This window comes from Sphingomonas sp. VDB2 (assembly GCF_047946695.1).
Classification (GTDB): domain Bacteria; phylum Pseudomonadota; class Alphaproteobacteria; order Sphingomonadales; family Sphingomonadaceae; genus Sphingobium; species Sphingobium bisphenolicum.
Genome location: NZ_CP159615.1, coordinates 515118 through 529861 on the forward strand (window position 1 = coordinate 515118; position 14744 = coordinate 529861).

Sequence of the window (14744 nt, forward strand, 5' to 3'; positions counted from 1 at the left end):
TTAAGAGGCTGAAGACGTTATGGTCCCGTTACGGACCATCAGTGTCGCAGCAAGCCGGGGTTGGCCATAAGCATGGAAGAACAGAACGGCGAAGAGACGGTTCGCCGGGCATGGCTGCGCTGGCTCGGCGTCGGCACCGGGTCGCTGGCGCTGGTGCTGGTGGCGCTGTGGACGCAGCGCGCGCCGATTGCGGAGAATTTCGTCAGTCGCGAACTCAACCGGCGCGGGGTGCAGGCCAATTATGATCTGGTCGACGTGGGCCTGCGCACCCAGCGGATCGAGAATATCGTGCTGGGCAATCCGGCCAGGCCGGATCTGACGGCACGCTGGGTGGAGGTCGACATCGCCTTTGTCGGCCTGACGCCGCAGGTCGCGGCGGTGCGGGCAGGGGGCGTGCGGATGCGCGGCTCCCTGCATGACGGTGTCCTGCGTCTGGGCGAACTCGACAAGTTCCGCGACCCCGATTCGACTGCGCCCTTCAGTCTGCCCGACATCATCGTGGCGCTCGCCGACGCGCGCCTGACACTGGATACCGACGCTGGGCGCGTGGGTATGCAGATTGACGGCAACGGCAATCTCCAGTCGGGTTTCCGCGGCAAGCTGGCCGCGGCGATGCCCCGCGCGTCGCTGGCGGGCTGCGGCCTGACGCAGGCGACGGCCATGCTCGATGTCGCGATGCGGCAGGGGCAGCCCCGTCTGTCCGGTCCGCTGCGCGCCGACGCCGTTGCGTGTCGAGGCGCGGGGGCGGCGATCGCCCGGCCCGTCGCGGCCATCGACCTCAGCCTTGGGCAGGCGCTCGACCGCTGGAGCGGTCATGTCGACCTTTCGGGCGAAGCGTTCAAGGGCAATGGCCTCGTCCTGGCGTCGCCCGATGGCCGCATCGATTTCAACGGCACCGCCGCACGCACGGGCGGCAAGGTTCGTCTGGGCGCGAAGGCGGTCACGGGACGCGGGACATTGCTGCGCGACGCGTTGTTGACCGGCGATTGGGTCGTCGGCGCGGAAGGGACGAGCCTGAAGGGCGCGCTGTCGGGGCAGGATATCCATCTCGCCGGGCGCGATCCCCTGGCGGGTTTACGCGCCGCTGCCGTCGGAACGCCTTTGGGTCCGCTCGCTGCGCGTCTGGCTGACGCGGTCGAACAGGCCGGCGTCGCCAATCGCCTCCACACCCGTTTTGCGCTGGTGCAGAAACAGGGCAGGGGCAGCGTCGTCATTACCGATGCCGGTTTCGACGCGCGTAACGGCGCGCGCGTCGGCCTCGCATCGGGGGCACTCGCCACTTTGGCCTGGCCGGGCAAGATGGGCGGGCTCGACTGGTCGCTGGACGGCGCGCTGACCACGGACGGCGGCGGCTTGCCCAGAGGCGCGCTGCGCCTGGCGCGGCGACCGGGCGGCGGTTTCGGCGGCGAATTATTCGTCGATCCCTATGCCGCCGGCGACGCCCGCCTGGCGCTCGACCGGGTGCGCTTCACCGCAGACGCCAGTGGCGCGACCCGCTTTTCCACCGCAATCCGGCTCGACGGTCCCTTGCCCGATGGACGCCTGCGCGGCCTCAGCCTGCCGGTCGAAGGGCGCATGGCCGCTAATGGCGCGCTGACCGTCAACTCCGCGTGCGTCCCCGTTTCGCTGGTCGAGGCGCGTTACGGCAACTTCGCGCTGGGCCAGACCCGCCAGACCCTCTGTCCGGTCGGCGGCGGCGCGATGTTCGCGACTGGGTCGGGCGGCGCCAGTGGCGGCGCGGAAATCCGCAACCTCGACTTGAACGGCCGCAGCGGGGACAGCCCGATGCGCCTGACCGCCGATCAGGCGCGGGTCGTGCTGGGCCGCACCGGATTCGCGCTCGCCAATCCGGCCCTCACGATCGGACCGCAGGACGCGCCGGTGCGCCTGTCCGCCGCGGCTCTGGACGGCGCACTGACCAAAGACGGTTTCGGCGGCAAGGTGACGGGTGCAGGCGGCCAGATCGGCAGCGTGCCGTTGATCCTCGAACAGGGTGCGGGCGACTGGAGTTTTGCCAAGGGCGTGCTGGCTTTCAGCGCCGCCATGACCGTGCGCGATTCGCAGGCGCCTGCGCGCTTCACCCCGCTCTCGGTCCCCGACTTCAGGCTCAGCCTCAAGGACGGCCGCATCGCCGCCAACGGCACGCTCCATGCGCCGCGCAATGACGCGACAGTCGCCCGCGCCGATATCGCGCACGACCTGTCGAGCGGGCAGGGCCATGCCGACCTGATCGTCTCCAACCTTGTCTTCGGTCCCGGCTTACAGCCGGAGGATGTGACCCCACTCGCGCTCGGCGTCGTCGCCAATGTGAACGCGACCGTGGCGGGGCAGGGGCGTATCGACTGGACCGGGTCGGCCGTGACATCGACCGGCACCTTCCGCACCGACAATGCCAATCTCGCCGCCGCCTTCGGCCCGGTGGAGGGGTTGTCGGGCGAAATCCATTTCACCGACCTGATCGGCCTGGTCACTGCGCCGGGGCAGGAAGTGCGGATCAAGTCGGTCAATCCGGGCGTCGAAGTGCGCGACGGCGTCGTGCGCTATCGGCTGGAGGCCGGGCAGAAGGTGCGGATAGAGGGCGGCGGCTGGCCCTTCTCCGGCGGCGAACTCACGCTGCTGCCCACCACCATGGATTTTAGCGCCAATGTCGACCGCTACCTGACTTTCCGGGTGGTCGGGCTGGACGCGGGCGCCTTCATCCAGGCGATGGAACTGGACAATATCTCCGCCACCGGCACGTTCGACGGCATCATGCCGCTGATCTTCAACGCGCAGGGCGGGCGCGTGGCCGGCGGCGTGCTGGTCGCCCGGCAACAGGGTATGCCGCCGCTCATCATGCCCGAAGGCGTGCTGCCGACCATCCCCTGCGACCCCACGCGCCAGTCCGGCGTGCTGTCCTATGTCGGCCCGGTGTCCAACGAACAGCTTGGCGTCATGGGCAAGATGGCGTTCGACGCGCTCAAGGATCTCCAGTATAAATGCCTGACGATCCTGATGGACGGCGCATTGGACGGCGAAATGGTCACCAACGTCGTATTCAACGGCGTCAATCGCGGCAAGTTGGGCGATGCGCCGTCGGGCATCAGCCGCAGCTTCATCGGCCTGCCCTTCATCTTCAACGTTCGCGTGTCGGCGCCCTTCCGCGGCTTGCTCGGCACCGCCCAATCCTTCATCGACCCGTCGCAGCTCATTCAGAACAGCATCGGCGACAAGGTGCAGCAGGAGATGAAGGCGAACAGCAACAACGGCCTTGCGGTTCAGCCTGCGGAAAGCGAAACTGTGCCAAACGGGGAGCAGAAATGAAGATACAGGCAATCATGACAGCGGCTTTGACCGCTTCCGCGCTGGGGGGCTGCATTCAGGTGAAGGCGCCCGACAAGCCGATCGAAATCAACCTGAACGTCAAGGTGCAGCAGGAGGTCGTCGTCAAGCTGCAACGCGACGCGCAGGATCTTATCCAGAATAACCCGGAGTTGTTCCCGCAATGACACGCAAGATATTTATGTTCGCCGCCGGCGCTGTGGTTGCGCTGGCCAGCGGCTTCGTCCTGACCGCGCCCGCGCGCGCCCAGTCCGGCCCCGTCGCCGCCGCCATGGCGGCCGGCACGGTGGGCGAGCAGGCGGACGGCTATCTCGGCATCGCCGGGACGGTCGGCGCGGATGTTCGCTCCGAAGTCGAATCGATCAACATCAAGCGCCGCGCCGCCTACACCCAGTTGGCGGGCCAGCGCGGCGTCACGGTGCAGGACGTCGCGGCCGCCACCGGTTGCCAGACGCTCAGCAGCCGGGTGAAGCAGGGCCAGGCCTATCGCATCGGCGCTGGCGCCTGGCAGACCAAGGGCGCAGGCGCGATCGCACTGCCCGGCTATTGCGCGACGGCTGGTTGATTGCAGCGGGTTGGAATGAAGGAAAGGCGCGGTGGCGATGGTCACCGCGCCGTTTCTATTTTGGCCCGCTGCGACCTCTCAATCCCGCCCACGCCGCCGCGGCCTCGCCTTCACGATCCCGCGCGCCTGCTCGCAAAAGGGCGCCAAAAAATCATATAACTGCCCGGTCAGCCGATCCGTCACCAGTGTATAGAGCACATATTGCCCGCGCTTCTGTTCGCGCACCACGCCAGCCTCTTTCAGCACCGCCAGATGCCGCGAAATGGACGGCATCGCCATCTCGAAATTGTCGGCGATCTCGCCCACGGTCATCGGCTCGACCGCCAGATATTCCAGGATGCGGCGGCGCGGTTCGGACGCCAGGGCCTTGAAGATCTTGTCCATTCTTATTTAGCTAAATAGGAAAATGACTAAATGCAAGGCTGTCGCCCGTCATAGTCCGAAAGGCTGATTTCCCGGCTTTTGCGCGGGGTTGACACTCCTGCCAACCCTTTCTAGAGGGGCCTCGCCTTGACGGGTGCAGCCGCAAGCGCCATGCCGAACGCCACGGGCTGACAATGCCTGATGGAGACGATGCATGGCTGCGGAAACACCCGGACAGGACCCGGCGGGCGAGGACTCGCGGATCGCTTTCCTTGAGGAGCGGATCGCGCAGGCCGAGCAGGTCGAAAAGGTCAGGCAAGGAGCCACGGTGCAGGCGGCGGACGATGGTTCGCGGCTGGGCAACAGGGTTCTGGCGGAACTGATCGGCGGTCTTGTCGGTGGTGCGTTGATCGGCTGGGTTCTCGACCGGCTGCTTGGCACGACACCCTGGCTTCTGCTCGTCTTCCTCGGTCTCGGGATCGTGGCGGCGTTCAGGAACATCATCAGATTGACGACGACGAAGCCGCCCAAAGAATAAGGCAGTTTCGTCCTGGTCCGAAGACATTAGGCGTTACAGGGGTCAACGTGGCAGAATCCGGCAAGATCGATCCGATGCACCAATTCGCTATCGAACCCCTGTTCGGTACGGATCATTGGTCGCTGGGCGGCTTCAACATCGCCTTCACCAACAGCGCGCTCTATATGGTGCTCGCCGCTGTGGTGCTGTGGATCTTCGTGATCGGCGGGATGAAGCGTGAACTGGTCCCCGGTCGCTGGCAGATGGCGGTCGAATATATGACCGGCTTCATCAAGAACCTGCTGATCTCCAACGTGGGTGAAGGCGGCAAGAAGTATATCCCTTACGTCTTCTCGCTGTTCATGTTCATCCTGCTGGCGAACCTGCTGGGCCTGCTGCCGCTGGGCCTGATCGGGATGCATCCCTTCACCTTCACCAGCCACTTCACAGCGACCGGCGTGCTCGCGATCATGAGCTTCTCGATCGTGCTGATCGTCGGCTTCTGGAAGCATGGCTTCCACTTCTTCTCGCTGTTCGTGCCGCACGGCACGCCGATCGCGATGGTGGTGCCGCTCTTCTTCATCGAACTCGTCTCCTTCATGGTGCGTCCCTTCAGCCTGGGCCTGCGACTGTTCGTCGCGATGACCGCTGGCCACGTGCTGCTGAAGGTGCTGGCGGGTTTCGTCATCAACAGCGCCAACGCCTCGCCAGCTTTGGGTCTGACCGTCGGTACCGCCAGCTTCATCCTGATGATCGGCATCAGCGCGCTGGAAATGCTCGTCGCGGTCATCCAGGCCTATGTGTTCGCGCTGCTGACCTCGGTCTATCTCAATGACGCCGAGAATCTGCACTAAGTTTCACCTGGAATTTTCCTCAACTTTTTAGTGATTTAACAAGGGAGTTTACGACATGGACGCAGAAGCCGCAAAGCTGCTCGGTGCTGGCCTGGCCGCAATCGGTGCGGGCATCGCCGCCCTCGGTGTGGGCAACGTGTTCAGCGCATTCCTCGAAGGCGCGCTGCGCAATCCGGGCGCTGCTGATGGCCAGCAGGGCCGCCTGTTCATCGGTTTCGCCGCGGCGGAACTTCTGGGTCTGCTGGCGTTCGTTATCGCCATGATCCTGGTGTTCGTGGCCTAACACACGAAATTAGGAGCGGGAAGGGCGGCTTCGTGCCATATCCTGCCCGCTTCCCTTATTGACCGCCCTCTGATCGGACGGACCGTAAAATGCCTCAAATCGCGCAAATTGCCGATACCTACTCCAGCCAGATTTTCTGGTTGCTGCTGACCTTCGGCCTCGTCTTCTTCGTCATTGGCCTCGGCATGGTGCCCAAGGTGCAGGGCACGGCGGACGCGCGCGACGCGAAGATCAGTGGCGACCTGGATGCCGCCAAGGCCGCCTTCGCGCGCGCCGACGAAGCGGAAGCGGACTATCGCGTTCGTGACGCCGGCAACCGCACCGCGGCCCAGGCGACTCTGGCGAAGGCCAAGAGCGAAGCTGCCAAGGCTTCGGAAGTCCGTCTCGCCGCCGCCGATGCGGACGTCGCGACGAAGATCGCCGCCGCCGAAGCCCGGATCAAGGGCGCCAGCGAAGCCGCGATGGCAGAAATAGAAACCGTCGCGGCCGATGCGGCGCGCGACATGGTGGCGCGTATTTCCGGCGTGGAAGCGTCGGACGAAGCGGCCCGCAACGCAGTAAAGGCGGCACTGGCCCATGGCTGAGGCAGCATCCCATAGCGCATCGGAGGTTCCGCACTTGAACCAGGCGATCCACAGCGAAGGCATGGAACCGGTCGGCACCGTCGCCCATGAAGGCGTCGCGCCCCATACCGATCCCAAGGCGGTCGGCATGGATGCCACGGCCTGGGTCAGCCTGGCGATGGCGGCCTTCATCGTCATCCTGCTGGTCAAGAAGGTGCCCGCCCTGATCGGCGGCGCGCTGGACGGTCGGATCGCCCAGATCAAGGAACAACTGGCGGAAGCCTCGCGCCTGCGCGCTGAAGCCGAAGCGCTCAAGGGCGAATATGAAGCCAGGCTGGCCGCCGCGGCTGGCGAAGCCGACGCCATGCGCAAGGCGGCCGAGCATGAGGCCGAAGGGCTGATCGCCGACGCGAAGGTCAGCGCGGAGGATCTGGTCGCCCGTCGTCAGAAGATGGCGGAAGACAAGATCGGCGCAGCCGAACGCGCCGCGATCACCGCCATCCGCGCCAAGGCCGTGAACGCGGCAACCGCCGCCGCCGCGGTGCTGATCGCCCAGGGCCATGACGCCAAGGCGGACAAGGCGCTGGTGGATAGCGCCATCGGCGGGCTCGGCACGATCAACTGATCGGTTCGAACGGACTGAACGAAAAGGGCCGGTGCGGTAACGCGCCGGCCCTTTTCGTTTCCAACTATCCCGTCTTGCGATGTGAATCGCCGACTGGGTGGATTGTTGGGACATGGCGACCGTACCTCGGATGTTGCCAAAGTCCGTCTAAGGTTACCAGGCCTTGAGCAGGCGGCTCAATCGGAACCGCCTGCTGCCCTTCACCTCGCCAGCGTGGCGTTGTCGATCACGAAGCGATATTTGACGTCGCTCTTCTGCATCCGCGCATAAGCCGCTTCGATATCCTGGATCGCGATCATCTCGATCTCGGACGTGATGCCCTTCTCCGCGCAGAAGTCGAGCATCTCCTGCGTTTCGGCGATGCCGCCGATCAGCGATCCCGCGATCGCCCGTCGCCTGAAGATCAGCGCCGCGACATTGGGCGAGGGGTGGGCATGTTCGGGGACGCCGACCAGCGTCAGCGTGCCGTCCCGCTTCAACAGCGCGGTGAAGGCATCCAGATCGTGGCTGGCCGCCACCGTATTCAGGATGAAGTCGAAGCTGCCCGCATGCGCTGCCATCTCGTCCGCGTTGCGCGAGACGATCACTTCGTCCGCGCCCAGCGCAAGCGCGTCCTGCCGCTTGCTCTCTGATGTCGTGAAGGCGAAGACATGCGCGCCCAGCGCATGGGCCAGCTTCACGCCCATATGGCCCAGGCCGCCTATCCCGACGATACCTACCTTCATGCCCGGCCCGACCTTCCAGTGGCGCAGCGGCGACCAGGTGGTGATGCCCGCGCACAGCAGCGGCGCGACCGCCGCCAGTTGCTCCGGCGCATGGCTGATCTTCAGGACGAAATCGTCTTTTACCGTGATGCTCTGCGAATAGCCGCCCAGCGTATGGCCGGGGGCATCGGCGGTCGGGCCGTTATAGGTGCCGGTGAAGCCGGTCTCGCAATATTGCTCCAGCCCTTCGTCGCAGGCGGCGCAACTCTGGCAACTGTCGACCATGCAGCCGACGCCGACCGCGTCGCCGACCTTGAACTTGGCGACATGGTCGCCGACCGCGGTTACATGGCCGACGATTTCATGGCCGGGAACGCAGGGGTACAGCGTGCCGTCCCATTCGGACCGGACCTGATGCAGGTCGGAATGGCACACGCCGCAATAGGCGATGGTGATCTGCACGTCATGCGCGCCGACCGGGCGGCGCTCGATATCGATGGCTTCCAACGGCTTGTCGGCCGCATAAGCGCCATAGGCTTTTACGCTCATTGGGTGGTCCCTCTGATGCTGGTGGTTGTTGATCTGTGGAAAGGCCGCAGTCTTTTGTACGGTGCGGTATAGATAGAATGGTTCGGCCTCCTATCAACCCCGCCATTGCGAAAGACGCGGGGGGCGCTATCTCTGCCCGCATGTCCGGCCCACAATCTCCCGACCGTTTCAACGAAGACAAGGCAAGCTTCACCGTCACCGGCAGCCAGCCGGACATCGACACGGGGGTGGAGGCGATCCGCACCACGCTCAAGACGCTGCCGATCCGGCCAGGCGTCTACCGGATGCATGATGCGCGCGGCGACGTCCTCTATGTGGGCAAGGCCCGCGCGCTCAAGAACCGCGTCGCCAATTACACCCAGGTCGATCGCCTGCCGCGCCGGCTCCAGCGCATGGTCGCTCAGACGCGCAGCATGACCATCGTCACCACCAACAGCGAAGCCGAAGCGCTGCTGCTGGAAGCGCAACTCATCAAGCGCTACCGCCCGCCCTACAACGTCCTGCTGCGCGACGACAAAAGCTTCCCTTTCATCCTGCTGCGCGAGGACCACGCCTTCCCCCGCGTCCAGAAGCATCGCGGCGCACGCAAATATAAGGGTCGCTATTATGGCCCCTTCGCCAGCGCCGGGTCGGTCACGCGCACCATCAACGCGCTGCAAAAGCTGTTCCTGCTCCGATCCTGCACCGACAGCTTCTTCGCCAACCGCTCGCGCCCCTGCCTCCTCTATCAAATCAAGCGCTGCTCGGCCCCCTGCGTCGACCGGATCGATGCCGATGGCTATGCCGAACTGGTCAATGATGCACAGGATTTCCTCGGCGGCAAATCGACCGCGGTGCAAAAGAAGCTCGGCGTCGCGATGGAGCAGGCGGCGGAATCGCTGGATTTCGAGCAGGCGGCGGTCATCCGTGACCGGCTGAAGGCGCTGACCTTCATTCAAGGGTCGCAGGCGATCAATGCCGAAGGGCTGGGCGATGCCGACATCTTCGCGCTGGCGGCAAAGGGCGGGGCGATGTGCATCCAAGCTTTCTTCATCCGAGGCGGCCAGAATTGGGGCCATCGCAGCTTCTTCCCCGTCCACACCGCGGACGTGGCGGAGGATGAGGTGCTGGAAAGCTTCATGGCGCAATTTTACGAGGAAGTACCGCCACCGCGCCTGATACTGGCCGATCGTCAGCCCGCCGAATGCGAACTGATGGCGCTGGCGCTCAGCGAACGAGCCGGGGGCAAGGTTCGCATCGAAGTGCCACAGCGCGGCGACCGCACCCGCCTCATCAAACAGGCGCAGCGCAACGCCGTGGAGGCGCTCGACCGCCGCCTTGCCGAAACGACCAGCCAGGGCAAGATCCTGGACGAACTGGTCGAGGCGTTCGGGCTGGAGGGCGTGCCCGACCGCATCGAAATCTACGATAACAGCCATATTCAGGGCGCGCACGCGCTTGGCGCGATGGTCGTCGCGGGGCCAGAGGGGTTCCGCAAGAACGCCTATCGCAAGTTCAACATGAAGAATCCGGAGACCAGCAACGATGATTTCGCGATGATGCGCGAGATGTTCGAGCGGCGCTTTGGGCGCGCGCAAAAGGAAGACCCGGATCGCGACAGCGGCGAATGGCCCGATCTGGTGCTGATCGACGGCGGCAAGGGCCAGCTATCGGCGGCCCGCACGATGCTGGAGGAAATGGGCATCGAGGATGTCTGCATGATCGGCGTCGCCAAGGGGCCGCATCATGGCCGCGACGGGCGCGAAATCTTCCACATGCTCGACGGCCGGGAAATCAATTTCCCCGTCAACCACCCCGTCCTCTTCTACCTGCAAAGGCTCCGCGACGAAGCGCATCGCTTCGCCATCGGCGCGCACCGGGCCAAGCGCAGCAAAGCGATCACCGTGTCGTCGCTGGACGAAGTGCCCGGCATCGGTCCCGCGCGCAAGAAGGCCCTGCTGATGCATTTCGGCACCGCCCGCGCCGTCCGCGACGCCGCGCTGAACGACCTCGCCAAGGCGCCCGGCGTATCGAAGGCGGTGGCGCAGCAGGTCTATGATTATTTTCATGGATGATGGCGCGGGCGGAGTGGTTAAGGCGGCTTTGGGGGCGGCGAGATTTCCACGGCGTCATGCTGAACTTGTTTCAGCATCCATCAGGCCGAATAAACCATTGCTCCATCCGGAGGAATGGACCCTGAAACAAGTTCAGGGTGACGATGCTTATATATTTGCCTCTGGTCGGTGAAGTCACGCCCTTCCCGTCATGCCGGCCTTGACCCGGCATCCCGTTACATTCCCCCCGCAGACAACCGGCTACACGGGCTAACAATGTAGGATTTTCTCTGATCTAACCTGTCGGATGATCCGCACGCGCCCCTTGGCCCCACTCGCCTACACCGAAAAATTTGTGACCCAATTGACGCGGCACAATCACCCACCCGGCGCGTCATGGGCGCGTACCTATGACCTGACCGGCGCGTAGGCGGCGCGCGCCAGTCGCGCGGCGATCGCGTCGCCGTTACAATTCGCCCCATTTTCTCGCGTTTTCCATATCCAGAACGGTGTGAACTTCGGCACCATGAGCGCGTTGTGACCCTGCAAAGGCGGCCCGCATCGCCTTCCCCCACCCGAATCACCCCGGAGCCGATCATGAAAAGCATCAACCCCGCCACCGGAGAAGAGATCGCCACTCACGAACAATTCACCGAAGCGCAGATCGACGCCGCGCTCGACCAAGCGACCGCGACCTTCGCGACATGGCGGACCACCCCCATCGCCGACCGCGTCGCGCTTCTCACCGCATTGGCCGACGCCTATCACGATAACCGTGATCGCCTCGCCCGCATGGCGACGCTGGAAATGGGCAAGACACTGAAATCCGCGCTGGCGGAGGTCGACAAATGCGTCGCCGCCTTCCGCCATTATGCGAAAGCCGGCCCGGCCATGCTGGATGGCGGCAGCATCCCGCTGGCCGCTGGCGGCAAGGCCGATTATGTCTGGCTGCCGATCGGCCCCGTGCTGGCGGTGATGCCGTGGAACTTCCCCTATTGGCAGGTCGTCCGCTTCCTCGCGCCCTGCATTCTTGCGGGCAATGTCGGCCTGCTCAAGCACGCCAGCAACGTGCAGGGCGTGGCCGCGCTGATGCAGGAGATGATGGGCGTGGCTGGCGCGCCGGAAGGCCTGTTCCAGAACCTGCCGATCCGATCGGACGCGGTGGCGGCGATCATCGCCGACGATCGCGTCGCCGCCGTCACCCTGACCGGCAGCGAAGGCGCGGGCCGCGCCGTGGCGGAACAGGCGGGCAGGGCGCTCAAGAAGGTGGTGCTGGAACTGGGCGGCGCGGACCCGTTCATCGTCATGCCCTCGGCCGATCTCGACGCGGCGGTCAAACAGGCGGTAATGGCGCGGGTTCAGAATAGCGGCCAGTCCTGCATCTGCGGCAAGCGGATGATCGTCCATACCGATATCTATGACGCATTTCTGGACCGCTTCTCGGCCGCGATGGCGGCGGTGAAGGCCGGCGATCCTTTCGACCCGGACAGCGACATGGGTCCACTGTCCAGCGAAGAACAGCGCCGCACCGTGCAGGAGCAGGTCTGGAAGATGCAGGCCGCCGGCGCGACCCTGATCGGTGGCGAAACGCTGCCTGGTCCCGGCGCCTACATGACCGCCGGCATATTGACCGACATGCCCACCGACCCCGCCTTGATGGGGGAAGAGATTTTCGGCCCCATCGCCATGCTCTTCAGGGCAGCCGACATCGACGACGCGATCGCCATCGCCAATGGCATTCCTTTCGGCCTCGGTTCGTCGGTCTGGACCACGGACGCGACGGAAGAGGCGCGCTTAATCCGCGACATCCAGGCCGGCATGACGGCGGTGAACCAGATGCTTGCCTCCGCCCCCGAAGCCCCTTTCGGCGGCGTCAAACGTTCGGGCCATGGCCGCGAACTCGGCCCGTTCGGGCTGCACGAATTCATGAATTTGAAGAGCGTCTATCGGAGCGGATGATCGGCGAACCGCTTTCCTATCGGGATGCTAGAACGTACAGACAGGCGCCATGCCCAGCCTCAGCACCACCGCGATCATTTGCGCCGTGCGCCATCATGGCGAACATGGTGCGATCGTGCGGTTGCTGACGCCCGATCATGGCCTGTTGCCGGGCTATGTCCGTGGCGGTCGGTCGCGGGCTTTGCGCCCGGTGCTGCTGCCCGGCAATATCGTGAAGGCCGATTTCCGCGCCCGCACCGAGGATCAACTGGCTGGCCTGACTGTCGAACTGGCGCAGAGCCGCGCGCGGCTGCTGGCTGAACCGCTGCCGGCCGTGGCGATCGACTGGAGCTGCGCCCTGACTGCCGCGGCGCTGCCGGAAGGTACGCCCTATCCGGCGTTGCATCAGGCGCTCGACGGCGTGCTGGGCGCGGTGGAGGCGGCCCCGGCGGCGCGCGGCTGGGCGGTGGCGCTGGTGCGCTACGAATTGCTGCTGCTGGCCGAACTGGGCTTCGGACTCGACCTGGCGCGCTGCGCTGTCGGGGGCGACGTGCATGACCTGGCCTATGTCAGCCCGCGCAGCGCCGCAGCGGTCAGCCGCGCGGCGGCGGTCGGCTATGAAGCCCGGTTGCTGCCGTTGCCGCCCTTCCTGATCGAAGGCGGCATGGGCGACTGGACGCAGATATTGGACGGGCTGCGCCTCACCGGCTTCTTCCTCGAACGCTCCATCCTGATCGATCGGCGCGCCGACATCCTCGCTGCGCGCGAAAGACTGGTCGACCGGCTGAAAAGGGCGGTTGCGTGAAACCTGCTGTCTCCATAAGGGGCAGCCACGCAATATAAGGAGTCTCGCCATGTTGATCGCCCTGTTCCCCGGAGACGGCATCGGTCCCGAAATCGTCGCACAGGCGACCCGCGTGCTCGATGCGCTGGCGATCGATGGCCTGACCTATGAGGACGGACTGGTCGGTGGCGCGGCCTATAAGGCGGTCGGCCATCCGCTACCCCCCGAAACGCTGGAGATCGCCAGGCGCGCAGACGCCATATTGTTCGGCGCGGTCGGCGATCCCGACTGCGATTCGCTGGAGCGCCACCTGCGCCCCGAACAGGCGATATTGGGCCTGCGCAAGGAATTGGGCCTCTTCTCCAACCTGCGCCCGGCCAAGGTCTTCCCCGAACTGGCCGACGAATCCGCGCTACGCCCCGAAGTCGCCAGCGCCATCGACCTGCTGATCGTCCGCGAAACCAATGGCGACGTCTATTTCGGCGAAAAGGGCTTCCGCACCACCGCCGATGGCCTGCGCGAGGGCTATGACGTCATGTCGTACAATGAAGCCGAAGTGCGCCGTATCGCCATTGCTGGCTTCGAAGCGGCCCGTGCCCGTCGCGGCAAGCTCTGCTCGGTAGACAAGGCCAATGTGCTGGAAACCAGCCAGCTCTGGCGCGACGTGGTGATCGCCGTGTCGGCCGACTATCCCGACGTGGCGCTCAGCCACATGTATGTAGATAATGCGGCGATGCAGCTGGTCCGCAACCCCGGCCAGTTCGACGTCATCGTCACCGGCAATCTGTTCGGCGACATTCTTTCCGATCAGGCGAGCATGTGCGTCGGCTCCATCGGGATGCTGGCCTCGGCGACGCTGAACGGCAGCGGCCAGGGCCTTTACGAGCCGATCCACGGCTCCGCCCCCGACATTGCCGGCACGGGCAAAGCCAATCCGCTCGCGACGATCCTGTCGGCGGCGATGATGCTGCGCTATTCGTTGAACCTGCCCGAACAGGCCGACCGGATCGAAGCCGCTGTGGCCAAGGCGCTGGCCGACGGCGCGCGCTCGCCCGATCTGGGCGGGACCATGTCGACCGTGGAGATGGGCGACGCGGTTCTGGCTGTGCTCTGACCGCTCGGTTCGTCGCATAAGTCTCGGATGTACTTAATCTTTGCGTCCCCGGTCCGATCTAATCGGAAAATGGGGACGCATAATGCCGACGGAATTGAGACAGGATCATGATGCCTTGCGGGGCATGATGCGGGAATTTGCGCATGTCATGCGCACGCAGGGGCCCGAGGCGCTGCCGGACATCACCCGCAGACGCATCGCCTTTTCCCAGCTGTTCCGCGATCATATGGGCCGCGAGGACGCCTTGGTCGTCGCCTTGCGCACCGGGCGGACGGCGGTGCAGTCCGATCCGGTCGCGCGCGACCATAGCCGCGCCATGGTCGCGCTGTTCCTGCGCTACAGCGACCATATCAAGAGCTGGACACCCGCCCGGATCGAACGGGACTGGTCGGGCTATCGTGACTCCGTGCTGGAATTGCAGCAGGGCCTGCTCGACCGCATGGCGTGGGAAGAGCGGCATCTGCACCCGCTGATGACCGAGGCGCCGCGCCGGGCCGCTTAACAGGACTGGTCGGGAAGGGCCAGTTACAG

The 14744-nt window shown here is 65.0% G+C and carries 15 protein-coding genes; 13 read left to right on the top strand and 2 right to left on the bottom strand.

The genetic code is table 11. The features are described 5' to 3' along the window. Positions 1–72 precede the first annotated feature (72 nt). From ABT375_RS02650 to ABT375_RS02660, 3 genes are read left to right on the top strand one after another with little or no spacing between them, the layout of a single operon-like run. Positions 73–3303, top strand: a complete 3231-nt coding sequence (locus tag ABT375_RS02650) for an intermembrane phospholipid transport protein YdbH family protein (RefSeq protein WP_416464043.1) — start codon at positions 73–75, stop codon at positions 3301–3303. Then, positions 3300–3488 (top strand): YnbE family lipoprotein, encoded by a 189-nt coding sequence (locus ABT375_RS02655; RefSeq protein ID WP_066601632.1) that lies wholly within the window; start codon positions 3300–3302, stop codon positions 3486–3488. Before ABT375_RS02650 ends, ABT375_RS02655 begins: the two co-directional genes overlap by 4 nt. Continuing rightward, positions 3485–3886 carry a YdbL family protein gene (locus ABT375_RS02660; RefSeq protein WP_416464044.1) on the top strand — a complete coding sequence of 134 codons (402 nt, stop codon included), beginning with the start codon at positions 3485–3487 and terminating at the stop codon, positions 3884–3886. The genes ABT375_RS02655 and ABT375_RS02660 overlap by 4 nt, the downstream gene beginning before the upstream one ends. Positions 3887–3964: 78 nt before the next feature. On the opposite strand, the gene ABT375_RS02665 is transcribed toward ABT375_RS02660, so the two are convergent. Then, entirely contained in the window at positions 3965–4270 is a 306-nt protein-coding gene (locus ABT375_RS02665; RefSeq protein WP_416464045.1) for a metalloregulator ArsR/SmtB family transcription factor, read from the bottom strand. A gap of 193 nt (positions 4271–4463) precedes the next feature. Here ABT375_RS02665 and ABT375_RS02670 point away from each other — a divergent pair, with 193 nt between their 5' ends. The 5 genes from ABT375_RS02670 (at position 4464) to ABT375_RS02690 (ending at position 7091) form a co-directional block, all read left to right on the top strand. Continuing rightward, positions 4464–4787, top strand: coding sequence for an AtpZ/AtpI family protein (locus ABT375_RS02670; protein WP_416464046.1), 324 nt, complete (start codon positions 4464–4466; stop codon positions 4785–4787). Between the two features lie 47 nt (positions 4788–4834). Further along, a complete protein-coding gene (locus tag ABT375_RS02675) occupies positions 4835–5620 on the top strand; it encodes a F0F1 ATP synthase subunit A (protein ID WP_416464047.1) in 786 nt (261 codons plus the stop codon). Between the two features lie 55 nt (positions 5621–5675). Continuing rightward, a complete protein-coding gene (locus ABT375_RS02680) occupies positions 5676–5903 on the top strand; it encodes a F0F1 ATP synthase subunit C (RefSeq protein ID WP_006961951.1) in 228 nt (75 codons plus the stop codon). Positions 5904–5992: 89 nt separating this feature from the next. Further along, complete coding sequence (locus ABT375_RS02685) at positions 5993–6487, top strand: ATPase (protein WP_224549788.1); 495 nt, start codon at positions 5993–5995, stop codon at positions 6485–6487. Continuing rightward, positions 6480–7091 (top strand): F0F1 ATP synthase subunit B, encoded by a 612-nt coding sequence (locus ABT375_RS02690; RefSeq protein ID WP_416464048.1) that lies wholly within the window; start codon positions 6480–6482, stop codon positions 7089–7091. The genes ABT375_RS02685 and ABT375_RS02690 overlap by 8 nt, the downstream gene beginning before the upstream one ends. Positions 7092–7291: 200 nt before the next feature. On the opposite strand, the gene ABT375_RS02695 is transcribed toward ABT375_RS02690, so the two are convergent. Next, positions 7292–8344, bottom strand: a complete 1053-nt coding sequence (locus tag ABT375_RS02695; RefSeq protein ID WP_416464049.1) for an NAD(P)-dependent alcohol dehydrogenase — start codon at positions 8342–8344, stop codon at positions 7292–7294. A 140-nt stretch (positions 8345–8484) separates the two neighbouring features. Between ABT375_RS02695 and uvrC the strand changes: the two genes are divergently transcribed. From uvrC to ABT375_RS02720, 5 genes are all read left to right on the top strand, one after another. Then, positions 8485–10398, top strand: a complete 1914-nt coding sequence (gene uvrC, locus ABT375_RS02700; RefSeq protein ID WP_416464050.1) for an excinuclease ABC subunit UvrC — start codon at positions 8485–8487, stop codon at positions 10396–10398. A 573-nt stretch (positions 10399–10971) separates the two neighbouring features. Beyond that, positions 10972–12336, top strand: coding sequence for an NAD-dependent succinate-semialdehyde dehydrogenase (locus ABT375_RS02705; RefSeq protein ID WP_416464831.1), 1365 nt, complete (start codon positions 10972–10974; stop codon positions 12334–12336). A gap of 49 nt (positions 12337–12385) precedes the next feature. Beyond that, positions 12386–13120, top strand: coding sequence for a DNA repair protein RecO (gene recO / locus ABT375_RS02710; RefSeq protein ID WP_416464051.1), 735 nt, complete (start codon positions 12386–12388; stop codon positions 13118–13120). 49 nt (positions 13121–13169) lie between these two features. Then, positions 13170–14213, top strand: coding sequence for a 3-isopropylmalate dehydrogenase (gene leuB, locus ABT375_RS02715; protein WP_416464052.1), 1044 nt, complete (start codon positions 13170–13172; stop codon positions 14211–14213). 82 nt (positions 14214–14295) lie between these two features. Continuing rightward, positions 14296–14715, top strand: a complete 420-nt coding sequence (locus ABT375_RS02720) for a hypothetical protein (protein WP_416464053.1) — start codon at positions 14296–14298, stop codon at positions 14713–14715. Positions 14716–14744: the final 29 nt, after the last annotated feature.